Origin of the sequence: Bacillus sp. Pc3 (genome assembly GCF_000815145.1) — a bacterium.
Lineage (GTDB): Bacteria > Bacillota > Bacilli > Bacillales > Bacillaceae > Bacillus > Bacillus velezensis.
The window spans coordinates 149,199-173,370 of record NZ_CP010406.1 but is presented as its reverse complement, the minus strand read 5'-3'; the positions used below and the strand labels follow the sequence as shown (position 1 = coordinate 173,370).

General features: G+C 46.5%; 2 protein-coding genes. Both read right to left on the bottom strand.

Annotated features, from left to right (window positions below; translation table 11 throughout):
* Positions 1-101: 101 nt before the first annotated feature.
* On the bottom strand, positions 102-7,958 hold the full coding sequence (locus SB24_RS00575; protein ID WP_039251357.1) for a non-ribosomal peptide synthetase: 7,857 nt from the start codon (positions 7,956-7,958) through the stop codon (positions 102-104).
* Between the two features lie 88 nt (positions 7,959-8,046).
* Positions 8,047-24,135, bottom strand: a complete 16,089-nt coding sequence (locus SB24_RS00570; protein WP_039251355.1) for a non-ribosomal peptide synthase/polyketide synthase — start codon at positions 24,133-24,135, stop codon at positions 8,047-8,049.
* Positions 24,136-24,172 lie beyond the last annotated feature (37 nt).

Here is a 24,172-nt window from a genome sequence, read left to right as displayed (position 1 = left end):
ACGGCTCTGGAGTAAACCTTGCGAACACAGGAGTATGACTCTCGCCTTTTTAATAAAAACGCCGCTGAGTGCCAGGCCAGCGGCGTTTTACACTTGATCATTTACATTTTGTCAAACTTTGCGTCCCCCGCAAACGATCCCATTGACAGTTGTTCTTCAAGAACAAGTCCGTGATGATGCCGTTCTTCAATCTTTTTAATAATAGATCGAATGGCTTCCGCATTTTCTTCGATGTTGTGAGGTTCAAAGATCGTCACGTGATCTCCTTTTAATTTGTACTCAAGATAATGCTGTGCTGTTGATTGTGTCCAGCCCCTATCATCGGTTACATCGCCGCATAGCAAATGATGGATGTTGGCGTTAACGGCGCCGGAATTGATCACTTCATTGTGGTACGCAAGATAGCCTCTGATTTTATCCTTAATCGAAGGAATGGTTAATATTTCTCTGTAATAGTCCGGAATAATGTCCATATTCAGATGGACGATCTCTTCGATTTCCTCTTCCGATAAATGAGTTACAGAAGTGGTTATTTTAGAATCCAGCATAATCACATCAGATACGGTGCGGCCTCGCTTCTCCAAAGCTTTAGCAGCCTCAAAAGCCAAATTCGATCCCGAAGAGTAACCAAGCAAAACAAAAGGCCCTTGTTCCTGAATGCGTATCATGCTTTCTGCATATCGGTCAACGATTTCTTTCTCATGAGACGGCTCTTCTAAGAAATCAGCAGCATAGACGGTGCTGACGCCGTCAAGTCTTTTCGCCATTTCATTATAAACGAGTCCATATCCGATTAAAGGCGGGAAACAGAACACAGGGATTGAATCTTCCTGGTTCAGCTTGACGAATACGTTATGATCCGTCTCGGATTCGAAAACTGCCGCTTGAATGGCGCGTGCCATTGTTTCGATGGTAGGAAAATCGTATACGGCTTGATAATGCATGTTGAGTCCCATACCGGCGTTAATTTGATGAATGAGCTGCAATACTTTAAGTGAATGGCCGCCAACGTCAAAGAAGTGATCTTTAATCCCGGGGTCAGGCAGAGCTAAAATATCCTTCCATATATCGGCCAGCTGCTTTTCAATTAACGTTCCTGGCGCTGTGTATTCGGTTCCGGTAAGCCTATTTCCCTCAGGAGCCGGCAAAGCTTTTCGATCGATTTTTCCATTAGCAGTTATCGGCATCTTCTCTACTTGTACAAAATAAGCCGGAATCATATACGCAGGCAGTTTGTTCAGCAAATGACGCTTCAGCTGCGCCGTATTTAATGACTCGTCTCCTGACAAGTAAGCGCACAGCTGCTTTGAGCCCTCTTTTTCAATCGCGATGACGACCGCTTCTTTGACAGCATCGAGTTGTAATAAAGATGCTTCAATCTCGCCGAGTTCTATCCGGTAGCCTCGGATTTTCACTTGATGATCGATTCGTCCCAAATACTCGATATTTCCGTCCGGCAGCCATCTTGCCAAGTCGCCTGTCCGGTACATCCGCTTCCCTGCTTCAAATGGGTGAGCTGCAAACTTCTCAGCTGTCAGCTCCGGACGGTTCAAATAGCCCCGAGCGAGCCCGTCTCCGGCGATACACAGCTCTCCTGCCACACCGAGCGGCTGGAAATATTCCGATCCGGGCTGTACGATGTACAATTGAATGTTGGAAATCGGTTTACCTATCGGAACGGAGTTAAGCGTTTCTCCCGCTTCACATTCAAAATACGATACATCGATCGTCGCTTCGGTCGGTCCGTATAAATTAATGATTTGAGCCTCGCCCGCCGGTGTGATCATGCGATGAAACCCGGCAACGTGCGCAGGCGTCAAAGCCTCGCCGCTTGCAAATACATATTTTAATGACGCCAGCTTTCTCTTTAATTCCTCGTCGGATTTCTGCTCCATGGACTCAAGAAAAGCATGCAGCATCGCAGGCACAAAATGCATAATGGTGACATTTTTCTGCGCAATCGTATCTAAAATGACGTCAGGGTTCTTTTCTCCTCCGTTTGACAGCAATACCGCTTTAGAACCAGTCATCGACCACCAGAACAATTCCCACACCGATACATCAAAGGTGATTGGGGTTTTTTGCAAAATGACATCCTGCTTATCCAGCGGGTAATGTTCCTGCATCCAAACGAGACGGTTGATTACGGATCGGTGTTCCACCATAACCCCTTTCGGTCGGCCTGTTGATCCCGAAGTATAGATAACATAAGCTAAGTGATTCGGTCCGGCCGTCTGTTTCAAGTTTGAACCATCTTCCCAAGAGAATCGCGGATCTTCCAGGTCAAGCATTTTTCCCGTAAAAGGCACGCTTTTTCTCAAGTGACTCTGTGCTAACAACAGCTTCGTATCCGAATCCTCCAATATATAGTGAATCCGTTCTACCGGATAGCTCGGGTCGATCGGCACATACGCGCCGCCGGCTTTTAAGATTCCGAAGAGTCCTACGATCATTTCCAAGGAACGTTCGGCCATAATCCCGACCGGCTGATCCGGCTGCACGCCTTCTGATTGCAATGTCCGGGCAAGTTGATTCGCTCTTTCATTCAGTTCCCGGTATGTCAGCTGGCTTTCCCCGTATACGACAGCCGTTTGATCAGGCGTACGCTGTGCTTGTTCCTCAAACAATTGATGAAGCGTCTTTTCCTTTGGATAATCTGCTTCCGTATCATTAAATGCCTCTATAAGGAGCGAACGTTCATCTCCCGTAAGTATATCCAAGTCTTGGACGCGAATCGCCTGACTGTTCACCATCTGCTTAATGATTTGCATAAAATGCTCTTCCATCCGCTTGACACTTGCATGATCATAGACGTTGCTATTGTATACAAAATGAATGTCGATTTCTCCAGCCGGCATGACAATGAAATTGAAATCGTAATGGGTATGCTCTTCCATATGGAAATTGATAATGTCCAGCGCGTCACGATTCGGTTTCATATGCTCCATTTGTTTCTCGACCGGATAATTTTCAAATACCATGATATGACTGATCAGCTGCTGCTTTTGTTCGGTTTGAGCCTGAATTTCATACAACGGAAATGTATCATACGCCTGAGAGGCCAATGCCTGCTCCTGGCTCATTTTCAACACTTGTTCCACAGTCATTCCAGGCTGAGCGGTAATACGTACGGGAATGGTGTTGATAAATAAGCCGACCATGGATTCAATACCCGGAATTTCTGCCGGGCGTCCGGATACAACCGACCCGAAAACGACATCCTGACTGTTGTTGTATCTTTGCAGCAATAGCCCCCACGCACTTTGAATGAATGTATTCACGGTGACGTGATGCTTGCTTGCAGTCTGTCTGATTTCTTCTGACAGCTGCTTTCCGAGCCGGCATGCAAGCCTTTGTTTTTGATATTTCTTGGCTTGGTTTGAGACAGGTTCTTTCAGTAAAACGGTTTGTCCTTCATAACCGTCCAAATATTTTTGCCAATAGGCCAAAGCGTTCTGATGATCCTGGTCTTTTAGCCATTCGATATATCGGCTGTACGGGGTGACGGCTTCCCGCTCCGGTTTTCTTCTCTCAAGAAGCTCATAATAGGTTTCAAACACTTCTTTCGTAATAAGAGGCAGACACCAGCCATCCATTAAAATATGATGGAAGCTCCATATCAATCGGACTTGGTCGTCCTCTGTACGAAGGATTGATACGCGCATTAACGCATCTTGGGTAAGGTCGAATCCTCTTGCCTTATCTTTTTGTACAAAGCCGGCAATGAACTCGTTTCGTTGTTTATTCTTCATGCTTCGAATATCTTCAACAGTTATTTCGATCGGTTTTTTTCGGAATACGATCTGTAAAGGCTGATCTTTCCATTCCGTATAAAAATGAGTCCGGAGAATCTCGTGTCTTTCCGCCAGCTGCGACAAACTCATTGTAAATGCCTCAATATCCAAGTCGCCTTTGAGGTCAAAAGCGGCTTGTTCAAAGTAAGCTCTGGAAGCCGAATCGATTAAACTATGGAACAGCATACCTTTCTGCATGGGAGTTAAAGGATATATATTTTCAATGTCGCCGATATGCTGTGTTTGCTTAACAAATTGATCTAATTCCTCGATTGTTATGTCCTTCAGCGAAATATCGCTTGGCGTCAGGTGAATGTGTTCTTGAGCTGCGCAATGTTCGATGACTTCTTTTAGGCTTTTCTTTAAGAGAGCTGCACATGTTTCCATTGTTTCTCTTCGATATTGTTTACCGCTGTAACTGATGGCCAATGACAGCCGACCGTCTGAGATCATGCCGTTAATGTCAAGCGTATAGGCAATGGGGTGCCTGTCGCTCGCAATTTTCCCTCCGGAGTAAGGAGATACCTCGATTCCTCCATTTTCGAAATCTTGATCAAATTGTCCGAGGTAATTGAAGCTGATTTCCGGATGTCCGGTCCATTCTGATGCCTTCGGATGATCGGACAAATATTTCATCAGGCCATATCCTATTCCTTTTTGGGGAATCTGACGCAGCTGTTCTTTCACCGTCCTAATCCGCTGGGAGATGTCCCGGTCCGCCTGGATTTGAAGAGAAACCGGGTATTGGGTTGTGAACCAGCCCACCGTACGTGAAATATCAACGTCTTGAAAAACAGATTCCCTGCCGTGTCCTTCCAGATGAACATGAATTTCTTCATGCCCTGTCCAGCGATGAACAGCCATTCCGAGTCCGGTCAGCAATAAATCATTAATGTCAGTCGTATAGGCACGGTTCGATTTTTTTAATAAACGCTCGGTTTCTTCCTCTGTCCATTGGACGATGATCGTTTCCCGGTCTTCGGCCAGACCGGTCTCCTGCTCATTATCCTCTGGCAATTTGTGTTGCGAGATATGTTTCTGCTCAAGCCAATATTGATTTTTCGCTTCAAATTCCGGGCTTTCTGCATAACGTTTCAATCGTTCAGCCCATAACAGATAGGAATCCGTCTTCTTAGGGAGCGTGATCGCTTCTCCGTTTTGGAGCTGCTCATAAGCTGACGTTATATCCTCAAGTAAAATCCTCCACGATACGCCATCTACAACCAGATGATGAATCGCAATCAGCAAATGATCGCCATCCTGACATTGAAACAATCCCAGTTTCATGAGCGGACCATCGGCTAAATGGATGGATTGCTGAATGTCATTGGCTATCATTTCTATCGTTTCGGCAGGGTTGTTTTCTTCGAGTAAAGAGAATACGTCGAGGCTGAATAATTCTCCTTCACTGATCCCGCGGGTTCTGGCTTCGTATTCATGATCTCCCTGAACATAGACCATGCGCAAAGCATCGTGATGCTCGGCAATCTTCTTCATGACTTTCTGAAGCTTCGATTCGTCCAACCCCTCTTTAAAATAAAGCATGACAGATTGATTATAATGGTGCGGATCAGGGTATTGCCGGGCGAAAAACCAATGCTGAATCGGCGTCAATAAGGTACGGCCTTTGATTTCCCCTTGTTCTGCGATTCGGGTAACGGGCTTAATAAAAGGAGCAAGCCCGGAGATCGTCGGGTGTTTGAACAAGTGTTTGATGTCAAGCTTATACCCGGCTTGATATAAGCTTGAGGTTACCTGAATCGACTTAATCGAATCTCCTCCCAGCTCAAAGAAATGGTCATCGATTCCGACCTGTTCTGCGCCTAATACCGATTCCCACACCCCGGCCAGTATTTTTTCCAGTTCTGTCCGCGGAGCTGTATAAGGATTGCCGGTGAGATTTCCCGTTGGAGCAGGCAGCGCCTGACGATCTATTTTTCCGTTGGAAGTAAGCGGCATCGCTGCCAGCTGTACAAAATAAGCAGGGATCATATAGGACGGAAGCTGCCGGGACAGGTGCTCCCGAATTTCGCCTGCGGTTAAAGAATGCTGTGCGGTATAATAGGCGCACAAGGATGTTTCCCCGTTGGTTTCTTGTGCCGTAACGAGAGCTTCTTGAATCGGCGGTATTTGGAAAAATGCGGATTCGACTTCCCCGATTTCAATGCGGTAACCGCGGATTTTCACCTGGTGGTCGATCCGGCCTAAATATTCGATATTTCCGTCCGGCAGCCGTCTTGCTAAGTCTCCCGTCCGGTACATTTTCACCTCTGGTACAAAGGGGTGCTGCAAAAATCTTTCCGCCGTTAATTCCGCTCTGTTCAAGTATCCTCTGGCGATGCCGTCCCCGCTGATATATATTTCTCCCGGGACGCCGGCCGGCACCGGCTTCATGTTCTTATCCAGCACGAAAATGTTCATGTTGTCCGCGGCGGTTCCTATCGGCACTGATTCCCGTCTGTCGTATTGCGGATCAAAGGAATAAATCATACAGCCGACGACTGTCTCTGTAGGCCCGTATTCGTTAAAAATTTCGATTTTTCCGCCGAATTTCCCGCTGATGCTTCGGGCGAGCCGCGTGCTTAAATTGTCACCGCCGACAATGAATTTCCGAATGGTGCACTCAGCAGGGATATTTATCTCTTTCAATAACTGCAAGTGCGCCGGGGTCAGCTTGATAATATCCGCCCTTGAATCCTGAATAATGGAATCAAGCAAGGCAGCACTGTTTTCTCCTCCGTAGACAATAATGGCATTTCCTGTAATGAGCGGAGTAAAAACAGACGTTATCGTCAGATCAAAAGCGATGGACGAATATAGGGGAAAGTTGGTTTTTTCCCCTTTGACATAGACCCGGCGGGCCCACCAAATATAATTGGTTAAGCCCTGATGCTCAATTGCCACTCCTTTAGGCTTGCCTGTGGAGCCTGACGTATAAATGACATAGGCCAAATCCTTCGTACTGCTGATCGGTTCCAGGTCAGAGCCGTCTTCGTGGTAAGAGCTTTCCTGATCGAGGAAAACCATTGTGCCCGCAAGTTCCAACTGTTTTTGAAGATGGCTCTGCGTCAGGACGATATCAGCTTGGGAGTCTTCTACTATATACTGTATGCGATGCTTCGGATAATCCGGATCAATTGGCACATAGGCCCCTCCCGCTTTTAAAACGGCCAGTATTCCCACGACCAGTTCGATCTCATGTTCGCAGATAATCGCAGTGAGCCGATCCGTCTTTACCCCCTTTTTCCTTAACGTTCGGGCTAATTGATTGGCACGTTCATTGAGCTGACGATATGTGAATTGCTTTTCTCCGTAAATAACGGCTGCTTGATCCGGTGTTCGTTTCATCTGTTCTTCGAATAACTGATAAACCGTCTTATCCCGCGGATATTCAGTTTTCGCAGTTTGATTGTCAACGAGAAGTGAATGTGTCTCCGATTCTGGCAAAATATTCACTTGACCGAGGGGGAGCTCAGGCTGAAATAATATGACAGAAAATAGCCGGTTTAAATGTCCGAGCACCTGCATCATATACTGACGGTCATAGACTTGTTCATTAAAACATAACTTTATGTCAATCAAGTCTTCACCCATAGCAAACTGGAATAAAGCATCTGCAGCAGCCGTTTCTATGAAACCATCAGGATGAATTTGCTCTAGTGAAACGACTGTATCGATGATTGGCAAATGATTTGCATTGTAGTTCAGCCTCAGCTGTCCGGCCATTTTATCAAAGGGAACGTCCTGATATAAGATCGCTTCGTCCAGCGTATGTTTCAATTCATGGAAAATTGATTTAAACGTACTGCCGGAATTGATATGCTGTTTGATTAACATGAGCTGGTCTGAACGAAGATCTTCATCAGTTTCGTCTTCAAAGGTTGGAACCCCTGTAATCACGCCTTCTTCCCCCGTGTATTTGTATAAAAGGGATTCAATTCCGATCAGGAGAACCAGATAGACGGCCATTGGCGTTTGGTTCGTCATGGTCAGGATGCGCCGTGATACATCCGCACTCAATGAACTGTGAATACAGTCAGATCCACTTGTTATATCACGCTTTACTGTTGAGTCGGACATTTGAAACGAAGGGAATGCACTAGGACGGTCTTCCGTGTGAAACATTCGGCCCCAGAACAACTCCTGTTGTTTGAATTCTGACACTCATATCCCTCCAGTTGGTTTCATTCCTGTTTTCAGGCGACTGGCGGCAGCCGCGGCATTCATGCCGGGACAGCCGCTGCCCCTGTGATTAGAAATCCAATTCGATTGTGCTTGCGAGATGTTTACTTTTGTTTACTTTTTCGCTTAATTGAATGTCTTTTAAAGGAATGGATGGGTTTCTCATAATCGCCGAAAGGATCATGACGTAATCCTTGGCCAATACAGCAATGGTTTTCTTTTTAAACAGTTTCGTACAGTAATCAAAACTGCCCTGAATCTCATCTTGATCTATTAAGAAGTTCAGCTGTAAATCAAACTTGGCTGCCGTCTCTGTTTGTTCATAAGGCCTGACTGCGAGAGAGTCCACTTCAATATCTGTTTGTTCGGTATTTTGCAGGACAAACATCGTATCAAACAATGGATTGCGGCTTAAGTCCCGTTTCACACCCAGTTTTTCAACTAATTCTTCAAAAGGATACTCTTGATGTTCAAAAGCCTTCAGCATGGTTTCTTTCGTTTCCGTTATATAATCCAAAAATGTCTTTTCCGCCATTGGAGCGGTGCGGATGGCTAATGTATTGACAAACATTCCGATAATGGGTTCCAAATCCGCATGCGGTCTCCCTGCAATAGGTGTACCGACAACGATATCATCCTGACCGCTGTATTTTGCCAGCAGTATGGAATAGGCCGAGAATAGAATCATGTAAGCGGTCGTTCCGGTCAATTCTTCCAGCTGCTTTATCCCTTGGGTGACAGTCTTATCGAGCGTAAAATTGTGCCTTTTCCCATCAAAGCTTCTAACCGACGGTCTCGCAAAATCTTTCGGCAGCTCGAATGACGGGAGCTCTTCATGAAATACACCAAGCCAATACTCTTCCTGGCTCTTGATTCGTTCTCTTTGTTCTTTTTGATGTTTCCATTCCGTAAAGTCTTTGTACTGAATACGGAGCGGAGCTAACTCTTTGCCGTCATACAATTGAATCAGTTCTTCGACAAAAATATTCATGGAGGCGCCGTCCGTGATAATGTGGTGCATGTCAAACATGAAAATATGCAGGTCTTGTTCTAACTCGATGAGTCCGGCCCTGAGTAATGGAGCTTGGCTGAGATCGAACGGCCGCACGAAGGCCCGGAAACATTCCTCAACCTCGTCGGCTGTTGCTTTGTATCTTTCCATCGAAAACTCCACTTGCGATTTGATCACCTGCACCGGTTCTCCGCGGACCATTTCAAAACCGGTACGCAGCGATTCATGGCGCTGGATCAGTCTTTGGAAAGCGGTTTGCAAGCGATTCATGTCGAGTTTTCCTTCTAATGTAAGAATTCCCGGCATATTGTAGCTCAGTTCTCCGCCTTCTATTTGTGTTGACAGGTAAACCATCTTCTGCACGGACGATACGGGATAGACATCTTTTGCTTTGGCTTTCGGAATATAGTCCGGTCCGTTGGTTTCAGCTTCTGCAATAGCCTGTGCCATTTCTTCAACTGTCGGACATTGAAAGACTTCTCTTAATGAAATGTTTTTGCTGAATTGCTTATGAATTTTGGCGATGAGCGTCATCCCTCGCAACGAGTGGCCGCCCAAATCGAAAAAGTTATCTTTTACACCTATTTCTTTTACCTTCAAAACGTCTTGCCAGATGCATATCAGCTGCTCTTCCATATTCGTCCGCGGAGCAACGTAGTCAGTCCCCGTTTGCAAACCTGCTTCAGGCATCGGTAATGCTCTTCGATTTACTTTTCCATTGCCGGTTAGCGGCAGTTTCTCCAGCTGGATGAAGTATGAAGGGATCATATATCCCGGTATTTGGCCAGCAAGTTTTTCTTTCAGCTGACTGATCGAGAGTGATTGCTCTGCTGTAAAATAGGCATACAAATCGCTTTGGCCATCGGTATTTTCTTTTGCTAGGACAACTGCTTCCTGTACGTGCTTGAGAAGAGCGGCTTCCACCTCACCGAGTTCAACCCGATAACCGCGGATTTTGACTTGATGGTCCCTCCTTCCCGCATATTCAATGTTTCCCTCAGGAAGGTAACGAGCCAGATCGCCTGTTTTATACATCCGTTGATTCGAGTCATATGGGTGCGGAACAAAAGTTTCGAGCGTCAGAGACTCCCTGTTATGATAGCCTCTGGCCAAGCTCACTCCTGAAATACAAAGTTCACCGACGATTCCGACAGGCTGAAGCGTTCCGGCTTCATTCAAAATGAAAATCTCCGTATTTGAAATCGGTTTTCCGATCGGCTGAAGCTCCTGATCTGTATCAGGATCGACGGTATACATGGTCACAACATGCGTCTCCGACGGACCGTAATGATTATGCAATGTGACTTGGTGTCGTGCCAGCATGTCACGCAGCATCCTTGTTGCGATGAGCTGTTCTCCCGCAGCGATGATGTGATCCACGCACTCGGCAAACGGTTCGAAATAGTGTTTCTCTGAGGCAAGGAGCTTAAGGAACGCTGTCGGGAGAAATGCTGTTTGTATCCCGTGCGTTCTGACAAAATCATTGAGCTGCCGTATGTCACGTTTTGCCTCATTGCCGATGATAAAGAGTGTTCCTCCGCTTGAAAGCGCGGAGAACATTTCTTGATAGCAGACATCAAAGCTCATTGCGGCAAATTGCAGCACTCTGTCAAAGCGAAGCTGCGTATGATCCTGCTCATAAGCGAGCAGATTCGTCATCGTCTTGTGCTCCAGCTGAACGCCTTTCGGCTGCCCTGTTGTGCCTGACGTGTAAATAACATACATTAAATCATTTTCCGAGCAGGAAAGATTAAGATTGTCTGTTCTGCCTTGATATAGTAACGGATCATCAAGCAGAAGCACTTCTCCTTCAAAGAGCGGCGGAATAGCGTGACCTGCACAAGTCAAAAGCACATCGGCACCGCTGTCTTTTAGCATAAAAGCCCGCCGTTTTTCGGGAAGCTCCGGATCGATAGGGAGAAATGCTGCGCCGGCCTTTAATATGGCTAAAATGCCGATGATCATATGTGCTGAGCGATCCGTGAGAACGGCAACAACCTGATCAGTGCAGGCACCCTTATCTTGAAGAACGCGCGCCAGCTGATTGGAACGTTCATTCAGCTGACGATAAGTCAGCGTCTGATTTCCAAACATGACGGCTTCATGATCCGGGTTACGCTCAGCCTGCTGCTCAAAAAGCTGATGAATCGTTGTCGGAATTCGTTTTTCCGCAACTGCAGTATCGTTAAAGAGTTGCTGAATGTCTCTTTCCTCTTCCTTGGTCATCATATTTAAACGAGCCAGCTCGGCCTCAGGCTGTTTAATAATTGAATCAACCAGCTGTTCAAAATGCCCCATCATCCGTTCGATCGTTTCCGGTTTAAACAGAGCCGTCAAGTATTCCATCGTGAACTGAATACCCGCCCCTTCTTCCACAGCAGTTAAAGTTAGATCAAATTTCGCCATCGTATGTCCGTTTGGATATGGTTTGAAAGTGATGTCATTTATCTCTAACTGTTCCTGCTCCGTGTTTTGAAGCACAAACATGGTGTCAAACAATGGATTGCGGCTCAAGTCTCTGGCGATATTCAGTTGATCGATCAGCGCTTCGAACGGATAATCCTGATGTTCATAAGCTTTTAATGCATTCTCCTTCACTTCGGACAGATACTGAGAGAACGTCTTCCCTTTTTCAGGGTAATTTCTCATCGCCAATGTATTGACAAACATTCCGATAATCGGTTCCAAATCGGCGTGCGGTCTTCCCGCTATAGGACTGCCGACAATAATGTCTTCCTGGCCGCTGTATTTTGAAAGCAATAATGTATAAGACGCAAGGAGCACCATATATAAAGTCGATTCAGTTTGGGATGCCAGCTGCTTTAATCCGTCGCTTTTTTGCTTATCAAGCGTAAAATGCATTGTGGCTCCCGCAAAATCCCGTGCCGACGGCCGGATATAATCGGCCGGCAGATGAAGGACAGGAACGTCGCCGCTGTACAGCTCTAACCAATAGGCTTCTTGTTTTTGAATCTGCTGTAATCTCGCTTCGCCGGTCTGCCATACCGCGTAGTCCTTGTACTGGATGCGCAGGGGCGGTAATGTCTCTCCTTCATAAATCCGGATAAATTCTTTGATCAATACGCTCATGGATGTTCCGTCAGAAATAATGTGGTGCATATCAAACATCAGAATTCCCCGGTCAGATTGAAGTTCAATCAGCCCTACGCGAAGCAGCGGCGGCTCATCCAGGTGAAAAGGACGAATAAATTGGCGGATATAAAGGTCCGCATCAACTTCTTCCCCTTGGTACCACTCTGCTTCAAACGCCGCGTGATCCAAGACATACTGAACAGGTTCTCCGTCAGCCATTTTAAAACCGGTGCGCAAAGATTCATGGCGCAAAATCAGCGTGCGGAAGGCTTGCTGCAGCTTGTCACGATCAAGCTTTCCTTCCACAGTCATCAGTCCCAGCATGTTGTAACTGAGTTCTCCGCCTTCCAAGTGATTCAGGATGTACAACCGTTTTTGTGCTGAGGATACCGGATAATAAGGTCTTTTTTCAATTGCAGGAATCGCGGCATACCCGGTCAGCTCCGTCTTCGTGATCGTCCGTGCGAGCTGTTCAATGGTTGGGAAACGGAAGACGTCCCGCAAAGGAATTTGGACATGCATTTGCTTTTGTATTTTTGCAATCAGCGCCGTTGCCCGCAGGGAGTGTCCGCCGATCTCAAAAAAGTGATCTCTGATCCCCACCTGCTCTAGTCCAAGGACATCCTCCCAAATTGCTGTCAGCTGGATTTCTGCCGAAGTTTGCGGCGGGACGTACTCTATGCCGCTGTCACGCTTTTTGACCGGAGCCGGCAATAACTGGCGATTCAACTTCCCGTTTGGCGTCAGCGGCATCTTATCCAGCTGCACAAAATGAGCCGGGATCATATATCCGGGTAAATGCCGGGCCATTCTTTCGCGAAGTTCACTGATCTGTATTGTCTTATCTGCTGCAAAGTATCCGCACAAGTAATATTCATCATCTGCATCTTTAAGGGCAGCTGCGGCGGCTTCTTGAATATCAGGAACGTTCAGCATCACCGATTCGATTTCACCGAGTTCAATCCGAAAACCTTGAATTTTCACCTGATGATCAATCCGGCCGATATATTCAATATTTCCATCCGGCAGAAGGCGGGCCAGATCACCGGTTCTGTACATTCGGTCCTCCGGTACAAACGGATCGGCAACAAATTTTTCGTCCGTCAGTTCCGGCAGGTTCAAGTAACCCCGCCCGACACCGTCCCCTGCAATATACAGCTCGCCTTGGACGCCCTTCGGCTGCAGCCGTTTTTTTGAATCAAGAATGTACATTCGGTTTCTGCCTAACGGCTTGCCTATAGGGACATAGTTTTGGCTGCGTGCCCAAGCATCGGAAGAACATTCAATGTTGAACAGAGACGCGTCTACGCAAGTCTCCGTAGGCCCATATACATTAGTAATCCCAGGCGCAGCGCCATGCTCGCCGAATAATTGCTTGAGCTTATTTACCGTCGTTTTGGAAAGAGCCTCTCCTCCGATTAAAAGATGCTGAAGCGTGACTCCCTGCAAATCACCTGCAGCTATCAAAAGCTTTAAGTGGGCAGGTGTTCCGTCAGTGATGTCAATCGAATGCTGCCGATAGTAACGGCATAAGGCAGCACCGTCTGACACTATCTCTTTCGGAACAATAAACAAGGCATGGCCTGACAGCAAGGAAGCATACATTTGCTGAACAGAAGCATCGAAATAATATGGAGCGAGCATGGCTATATTCAGCTCCGCATCATAGGCAGAGTATACTTGGCGGCTCAGCCCTTCTATCAGGTGGATGACCTGGCGATGTTCAATTAACGTGCCTTTAGGCTTGCCTGTCGTGCCGGAAGTATAAATGGCATAGGCCAGTTGACTGGACTGATAAGAGAGTGCAAGACTGCTGTCTTTTTCGTGATAGAAATGTTCCTCCATGAGATCGATACATGTTCCTGAGAAGCCGATGTCATCCTGCAGCTTCCCGCAGTAAAGCAATACGCTGATGCTTGAATCATTTAAAATATAACGGATGCGTTCAGACGGAGAATCAGGATCTATCGGCAAATATGCACCGCCCGCTTTTAAAACTCCCAAGATGCCTACAACCATCTCAAGCGAGCGTTCAGTCATAATGCCGACAAGCTGATCCGCCTGCACTCCTTTTGCCTGCAAGGTTCGAGCAAGCTGATTGGCACGCCGGTTCAGTTCTTCGTAGGTGAATTGTTTACCCTCGAATACAACCGCTGTATTGTCCGGAGTACGATGCGCCTGTTCCTCGAACAACTCATGAATCGTTTTTTTACGCGGGTAATGCATGTCATTAGACTGAAAGCGGCTGAGCAGATATTCTTTTTCTTGCTGAGAGAGAAGCTCCAAATCTTCTATTTTGACAGACGGCTGCCGCAATACTTGCTGCATGAGTTTTTCAAAATGACCTCGGAGCCGCTCCACTTCTGATTTTTCATATTCGTTTTCATTAAAACCGAAATGAACGGCCAGCTGTTTGCCAGGTATGACAACCACATTCAAATCATAGTGGGAGTGTTCCTGCATATGAAAATTCGTAATGTTCAGCTCCGTACCATAATGTCCCGTCTCTTCAACTTGCTGCCCTATCGGATAATTTTCAAAGATCATGATATGATCAATTAAGTTTTGCTTTTGTTCCGTTTGGGCCTGTATTTCGTATAAAGGATAGGTATCGTACGATTGGGAAGCCAGCGCGTTTTGTTGAACCATTTGCATCGTATCAGCAAAAGTGCTGTCCTCATCGCAACGGATGCGGACCGGAATCGTATTGATGAACAGGCCGATCATCTGTTCCACATCAGGAATTTCCGCCGGCCTTCCCGACACGACACTGCCGAAGACAACGTCTGCGGACCCGCTGTATTTCTGTAATAATACTCCCCATAACGTTTGGATCAACGTATTTAACGTAACCTGATGCTGATTTGCGATCTGCTGTAATTGTTTTGTCTGTTCGTGATCAAATCGGCAGATCACATTGGCATAGGCGTATTCTTTTTGTTCATGCTGCGCTATTTTATGAAGAAGCGTGGTTTCACCTTTATATCCTTCAAGATACCCGCTCCAGTACCGCTTTGCCGCTCCCTGATCTTGGCGGTCAAGCCACTCGATATAGTCGCTGTAAGGAGCTGCCGATGGCGGTTCTGGTTCCCTTCCTTCCTGTAAGGCGCTATAATGATCAAACACTTCCTTCGTGATAAGAGACAGGCACCAGCCATCCATCACAATATGATGGAAGCTCCAAATCAAATGATATTTGCGGTCTTCCATACGGAAAATCGCTATGCGCATCAGCGGATCCCGAGCCAAGTCAAATCCTTTTGCCTTGTCTTCTCTTTGATAGGCTGCGATTGCATCCTCTCTCAGGTGCTCCTCTCTATCACGCAAATCTGCAAAATGAATTTGCGGTGTTTGCGTTTTATAGACAATTTGTAAAGGAGTATCGTTCCAGCCGCTGTAAAAACGGGTTCTGAGCACGGCGTATGTTTCAAATAATCGTTCAAGGCTTGCTTTAAACCAATCAATCTTTAACTCTCCCTGCAAATCGAACGATGCTTGTTCAAAATAAGAACTTGAGGCCTCGTCCAGCAGGCTGTGAAAGAGCATTCCTTTTTGCATCGGAGTGAGCGGATACACGTTTTCAACCTCACCTGCATGCGGCAGTTGAATGAGGAGCTGATCCAATTCGCCAATGGACATGCCTTTTAACAAAATATCGCTTGGCGTCAGTTCCGATTGTTCTTTATGAACGCAATGCGTAATGATGGTCCGCAGGCGGCTTTGAATCGTTTCCGATAACCGCATGATCGTTTCTTTTGCGTACTGTTTGCTGCTGTAGCTGATCGTAAGCTTCAGCCGGCCCTCGGTGATCATTCCGTTTATATTCAATACATACGGTCTTTCTTGATGTCCGCTTGAGTCTGAACCGCAAGAATAAGAAGATAACTGAACCCCATGCTGCTGTAAATCTTGGTCAAACTGTCCCAGGTAGTTAAAGCTGATCTCAGGATTGAGTTTCGATGGCATTCCGCCGCTTAAGTACCTTGCTATTCCATATCCGATCCCTTTATACGGAATTTGGCGCAATCCTTCTTTGGTCGTCTTGATATAATCAGAGATTTCTTTGCCCGGCTGCGCGTGCAGCACAACCGGATACAGACTTGTAAACCACCCGACCGTGCGGGAGATATCTATATCTTGTATAATCTGTTCTCGGCCGTGTCCCTCTAAATGAATCGGAATTTGTTCCAGTCCTGACCAATGCGATATGGAAAGACCCAGAGAAGTTAAAAGCAAATCGTTTATTTCCGTGTGATAAGCGCGATTCGCTTGTTTTAATAAGAGCTCCGTTTCCTCTTTCGTCCATTCCACAGTTGCTGTTTTGCTGTCTTTTGCAGTTGTATGGGTTTCATGAAAATCTTTAGGCAGCGGTTTGACTTCGGTTTGTTCGATTTTTGTCCAATATTCCTGTTCTTGTTTTATGGTTTCACTTTGCGCATATTCTGAGAGTCTCTTAGCCCATAATTGGAAAGAGTCTGTTTTTTGCGGGAACTGGATCGTTTGTCCGCGTTCTGCCTGCTCATATCCGCTTGCAAAATCTTCGAGTAAAATACGCCAGGATACTCCGTCAATCAGCAAATGATGGATGGCAATGAGCAGATGATCTCCATTTGCGCATTGAAACAACCCGGCTTTCATTAACGGCCCATCACTTAAATGCATACTGCTTTGTATCTCATCAGCTTTGGCTTCAATTGTACGTCCCGGATCGGGATCTTCTTTCAGATTCAGGACTTCTAAGCGGTACAGCCCGCTTTGGGCGATTTCTTCATTGTGTGCCTCACAGCCATTTTCCGTAGTCCGGAACGTCATGCGGAGCGCATCGTGATGTTCAGCAAGCTTTTGCAGGGTTTGACGAAGCTGCGTTTCCTGAAGACCTTCCGGCGCATGCAGCATGACGGCTTGATTGTAATAATGCTGATCTGTTGTTATTTGTTCGAAAAACCAATGCTGAATAGGAGTCAGGCTGACTTTTCCTTTGACCTCACCTTGATCGGCTATACGCAGATTCTGCTTGATATGCGGACTCAATTCAGCAATTGTTGCATATTGAAACAAGTCTTTGATTTCCATTTTGTATCCTTGCTGATTTAATCTGGAGGATACTTGAATGGATTTAATGGAATCTCCGCCAAGGTCAAAGAAATTATCAAGAATACTGACGTTTTCAGCGCCTAATACCGATTCCCAGGCAGAAACTAATATTTCTTCAGCTTTTGTTCGGGGAGCTTTATACTCTGCTCTGTCCTGCAGCTCGAAATCCGGAGCCGGCAGCCCTTTTCTGTTTATTTTTCCGTTAGAAGTTAAAGGCATTTCATCAAGCTCGATAAAATAAGCCGGAACCATATAACCCGCCAGGCTGTGTGACAATTGTTTCCGGAGCCGGGCTGCCGTTGTTTGCCCGCCGCTCACGTAATATGCACACAATTGTTTAAACCCGTGGACGTCCTCTCTGGCTGTAACGACAGCTTCCTTGATCGCTTCTTCTTGAAGCAGTGCCGCCTCGATCTCGCCTAATTCGATACGATAGCCTCTGATTTTCACTTGTTCATCTATTCTGCCCGCATATTCAATGTTTCCGTCCGCCAGCCACTTCGCCAAATCCCCGGTCTTATACATCTTCGCTCCGGGTTCAAACGGGTCATCGACAAATTTCTCTGCCGTTAATTCGGGACGGTTCAAATATCCTCTTGCCACACCGGCGCCGCTGATATAGATCTCTCCCGGGACACCGATCGGCGCGGGTTTCATATTCTCATCAAGAACGTAAATGCTCGTGTTTGCCGCAGCGGTTCCGATCGGTACCGATTCCCGTCTGTCCTTTGCGGCATCGTAACGGTAAATCATGCAGCCGACAACGGTTTCCGTCGGTCCATACTCATTGCATATTTCAATCCGGCCTTCGAACTGTTCATGAATGCTGCGGGCTAACCGGGTGCTTAAGTTTTCCCCGCCCACAATCATTCTTCGGACAGCCGTTTGATCGGCAATGTTCATTTCTTTCAAGACCTGCAAATGGGCCGGGGTCAATTTAATGATATCCACCCTCGGGTCCCGCACAATCGATTCAAGCAGAGCTGTTTTATCCTCTCCATCATAGACGATGATTGCATTGCCTGTGACAAGCGGCGTGAAAATAGAAGTCACCGTCAGATCAAAAGAAATTGACGAATACAATGGGAAGTTGGCTTTCTCGCCTTTTACATAAACCTCTTTCGCCCACCAAATATAATTGGTCAAGCCTCCGTGCTCGATTAATACGCCTTTTGGCCGCCCTGTGGAACCTGACGTATAAATGACATATGCCAAATGACTCGCATCATTTGCCGGAGCAAGGTCAGAGTCATCTTGGTGATAAGAACTTTCATCATTCAGTAAAACCGTGGCGCCTTCATAGGCAAGCTGTTTCCTGACGTCCCGCTGCATTAAAACGATTCCGGCTTGGGAGTCATCCAGCATATACCGGATGCGGTCTTGCGGATATTCCGGATCTATAGGGACATAGGCTCCGCCTGATTTTAAAACGGCAAGGATTCCGACCACCGATTCGATGCTGTTTCTTGTGATGATGGCTACAGGCTGATCCGCCTGCACTCCTTTCGCTCTTAACGTTCGCGCCAGTCGGTTGGCCCGCTTATTGAGCTCTCCGTACGTGAGCTGCATGTCCTTATCAATGACGGCTGCTTGATCGGGCGTACGCTGCGATTGCTCTTCAAATAATTGATGAACCGGCGTCTGCGGAAACGGCGCGGCCGTGTCGTTAAGCGTCTGCAGAAGGGTTCTTCTTTCGCCTTCCGTTAACAATTCAACTTGATCCACCCGAATATCCGCATCTGTCACGACTTGATGCAGGATTTGCATGAAATGTTCCCGAACCCGCTCTATGCTTGCCCGCTCATACACATTTGCGTTGTATTCAAAAGAGATGTTCATCTCGTCGCCCGGAATAACAGTCAAATTAAAATCGTAGTTGGTCTGTTCTTCCATTTGTACGTTGGAAATCGTGATGGATGTTCCGTTTTGGCGGCCTATACTTTCCATATACTGATCAACCGGATAATTTTCGAATATCATTAAATGTGTAATTAAATCTTGCTTTTGCGTTGTACGCGCTTGAATATCGTACAGCGGGTGTGTCTCAAATTGTTGAGACGCTACAGCCCTTTCCTGCGCCTCTTTCATAAGCCCGGCAAACGTTGTCCCGGCTTCACATCGGAACCGGACGGGAATGGTGTTAATGAATAAGCCGATCATGGTTTCCACGTTTGGAATTCCAGCAGGTCTTCCGGATACAACACTTCCAAACACAACGTCCCGGCTGCGGTTATATTTCTGCAGCAAAACCGCCCATGCCGTCTGCAGCAGCGTGTTCAGCGTGACATGATGCTTGCCGGCCGTCCGCTTCATTTTCGAAGTGAGATCGGAGCTTATGTCACACGTCACTTTTTCAGGAACGTATCGTCCGTCTTCCGTTGCATGGTGATCCTTAGGAAGGCCGGTTTGCTCCTCATATCCTTCCAAGTACTTATCCCAATAAGCCGCGGCCTCTTTCGCATCTTGCCGGCCGAGCCATTCAATATATTGACTGTACGGAGTAATTGACGATTGTTCAGGCTGCTTTTGCTGAAGCAAAGCAAAGTAATTCTCGAAAATTTCTTTTGTAATCAGCGGCAGACACCAGCCGTCCATCAAAATATGGTGGAAACTCCAGATAAAACGGTATGTCTTTTCATCCGTACGAAGGATAAATAACCGCATTAACGCGCCTTTTTCTAAGTCGAACCCCCGCATCTTATCTTCTCTGGCATACTGCTGAATCATCGCTTCTTTTTGTGATTCCTTCATCTCTCGTAAGTCATTGAATTGAAAACCGATTTTTTTCGTTTTGAATATGATTTGGAGCGGCTGATCCTTCCAGCCTCTGTAAAAATTCGTGCGGAAAATATCATATTTTTGCGATAAGCCGTCCAAGCTTTTTGAAAATGAATCAATTTCCAGATCTCCATGCAGATCAAACATCGTTTGCTGAAAATAAGCACCTGAATTCGGATCAAATAAGCTGTGAAACAGCATGCCTTTCTGCATCGGCGTTAATGGATAAATATTTTCCGCTTCGCCTAATTCACGCGTCTGCTCCAAAAGCTGTTCCAGTTCGTCGATTGAGATGTCTTTTAACAGGATGTCACTTGGTGTGAGAGAAGTCTGCTGCCGGCTTACGCAATGTGCAATGACTTCTTGCAGACTTTCTTTCAACCCCCGGGCAAATTGAGCCATAGTAGATCTTTCGTATTGTTTGCTGCTGTAGCTCAGTGTCAGTGATAATGTCCCTTCGGCAATCATGCCGTTCAAATCAAGCACGGCCGTTCTCTCTTGTTTTTCGTTCATTGACAACCCTGTGGAAAAAGGCGAGATGCGCAAAGCCTGATGCTTCAGGTCTTGGTCAAATTGTCCCAAATAATTAAACGATATCTCCGGATTCAGCTGCAGGCTGTCGGCTTCCGAGTGCCCGGATATATATTTGATGATGCTGTAATTCATTCCTTTGTCAGGGATACGGCGCAGCCCTTCTTTTACGATCTTGATCCGCTGCGACAGGTTTTTTCCGGCTTCCATCCTCAGGACGACAGGGTACTGGCTTGTGAACCATCCTATCGTGCGGGAAATGTCAGCATCCGGAATAATCGGTTCTCTCCCGTGGCCTTCCAAATTCACGACAATGTCTTCCGTGCCTGTCCACTTGTGAACAGCCAGCCCTAACGAAGTCAGCAGCAGATCGTTGATATCCGTGTTGTAGGCGCGGTTCGCTTGTTTTAATAATTGCTCCGTTTCCTCTTTTGTCCATTGAATCGTCACTTCTTCGCTGTCTCTTAATAACGACCCTTCGCTGATAGTGTCCTTAGGCAATGGCTGAGGCTTTATACTTGAAAGCTCGGTCCAATACGCAATCTCCTCTTCCATATCGGTTTCCGCCGCATATTTGAACAATTGATCGGCCCAGGATGGAAACGAGTCTGTTTTTTGCGGGAGCTGGATCGTTTGTCCGCGTTCTGCCTGCTCATATCCGCTTGCAAAATCTTCGAGTAAAATACGCCAGGATACTCCGTCAATCAGCAAATGATGAATTGCAATCAGCAAATGATCTCCGTCCGGACATTGGAACAAACCGAGCTTCATCAATGGCCCTTTGTCTAATACCATGCTGCTTTGAATCTCATTCGCTTTATCGGCAATCGCTTGAGCCGGATCGGTTTCCCCTTTATAATTCATCACTTCCAGATGGTATAGTTCACTTTCATCTGTTCCTGTAATTCGCGGAGCGTATCCATCCGGCGTTTTTTCAAAAATCATCCTCAAGGCATCGTGATGTGACGCGATCCGTCCCATCGTCCGGCGAAGGGGGCCCTCTTTAAAGCCTTCCGCCGAATATAACATGACGGCCTGATTGTAATGGTGTGCATGCGGCATTTTTTGCTCAAAAAACCAATGCTGTATCGGGGTCAGCTTGGTTCCGCCATTCACTTCTCCTTGAGCAGCCACCCTGCTGACCGGTGCTACAAACTGACTGAGTTCAGCAATCGAGGGGTGTTTAAACAAATGCTTCATATCAACCTTGTATCCGGCTTGATACAATCTGGATGACACCTGAATTGATTTAATCGAATCTCCGCCAAAATCAAAGAAATTATCCAAAATTCCTATACGTTCTGCCCCCAATACTTCTTGCCAGATAGACGCCAGCAGTTCTTCTATTGTGTTCCGCGGGGCTATGTATTCGTTTTCCGCCCGCGTATTTTCGTCAGCAGCAGGCAAAGCTTTCAGATCAATCTTCCCATTGGAAGTGAGCGGAATGCGTTCCAATGGGATAAAGCGGGAGGGAATCATATAATTAGGCAGTTCCCGGGATAATTCTTCTCTGAACTGCGCAGCGGTCAAAGAAGGCTCGCCGACATAATAGGCATACAATTGTTTGGCCCCGTCTGCGTCTTCCCGCGCGACGACTGCGGCTTCACGAACGTTTTCCAGATTGAACATGGCTGCCTCTACCTCGCCGATCTCAATCCGGTAGCCGCGAATTTTCACTTGATGATCAATCCGCCCTAAATATTCGATTCTTCCATCCGGCAGCCATCTTGCGAGATCCCCCGTTTTATACATCTTTTGACCAGGGACATGCAGATGCTCCACAAATTTTTCCTCCGTCAATTCAGGCCGATTGAGGTAGCCGCGGGCCACTCCCGCTCCTCCGACATACAGCTCTCCCGGTACGCCGATCGGCTGGATTTGATGGTGCGCTCCTAAAATATAAGCTTGATGGTTGGCCACCGGGCTGCCGATTGTGATCTGTTCATCAGCGGACTGAACAGGGTGAAATGAAGATACCACGCTGTTTTCTGTCGGTCCGTATTCATTATTGATCCGAATGCGAGGCTGCAGAGAATGCAGCTTCTCAACTGTATCTGTTTCCAGCTGCTCACCGCCTACAACAACATGCTGAACATGGATGAAATCCTCTCTGTTCATCTGTTCGATCATCGTTTTCAGAAGACGGGGGGAAGTTGAAAAATGGGTAATTCTTTCTTGTTTTATGGCATTTTGAATGGCGAAAGTTTCTTTATTCTCTTTATTAGGCAAAAGGTGCAAAGTTGCCCCCGAGATGAGCGGGCCGAAGAAATTTAAAATGAACGCATCAAAAACATACGGGTACAAGACAAGCACGCGATCCGCCGGAGAATGCTTGAAAAACGACTTCTTCCACTGAAGCGAGTTCACAATGCCGCCGTGTTCAACCATGACCCCTTTCGGCTTTCCTGTTGTACCCGACGTATAAATGACATAGGCTAAATGGCTGTGTTCCGCTACTGGTGATAACAATGAGCAATCGGCATGGTATGATGCCTCATCATTCAAATCAATCACCGGGCCGTCAAAGGCGAGGCTGTTTTTTAAATGATGCTGAACAAGGAGAACGTCTGCATCCGCATCATGAAGCAAATATTGAAGCCGCTCTTTTGGATATTCAGGATCCAGGGGCACATAAGCGCCCCCTGCCTTCCAAACAGCTATAATGGATACGATCATCTCTAATGAACGATCAGCGAGAATGGCGACTAACGTATCGGGTTGAACCCCGCAATTACGCAATGTTCTTGCCAAACGGCTCGCCTTCTCATTCAGTTCCCTGTACGTCAAATGGTCGTTTTTAAACTTGACGGCCGCATGCTCAGGCGTTCTTTCTGCCTGCTCTTCAAATAATTGATAGACTGTTCTGCTCCCGGAGAAATCTCTGACGGTGTCGTTAAAATCAAACAATAGCTTCTGTTTTTCCGCTTCCGGTAAGATCTCTGCCGTATGGATCGCGGCTTGAGGCTGAAACAGGATCACAGACAGCAGCTGATCCAAATGGGATACAATTTGATTGATATAGCGCTCATCGTACAGATTGCCGTTATAAAAAAGCTTCAAATGAATCCCGTTGTTCTCCAAATTAAAGTGAAACAGCGTATCGGTTGCAGTATCTTCTTTACATTGCAAGGAATGAATTTCGTTAAGCGAAACGACGGTATGAACCAAAGGCATATGCTCGTCATTGTATTGCACGCTCAGATGCCGGGCCATTTTTCTAAACGGCAGGTTTTGATTTTTCAGAGAATCATTAACGGCTTCTTTCAGCTGCCCGAATACGGTTTTAAATGTGCTCTCGTTTGAAAGCGTATTTTTTAAGAGGACAATGTTGTTAACGGCTGACTGGCCGGCTTTTTGCTTCGATACCGTTGGAATGCCAAGAATCAGGCTCGTTCGATCCGTATATTTATATAACAAGCATTCAATACCCGCCAATAAAATCAGATAGGCCGCCATATCGGAATGATTCGCCATTGTCATGATTCTTTGAGATACTTCCGGAGATAAGGAACGGCAGATGCATTTTTCCTGGTAGCCGGTACGGGCCAACGACGCTTTATCCGCTGCTTTAAAGTAAGGGAATGCGCTTAGGCCGTCTTCTTCATCAAACAGGTTTTCCCAGTACGTTTCTTGAGTTTTAAATACCGACATTGGAGCACCTCATTTTATATATTTTAAAGAAATAATG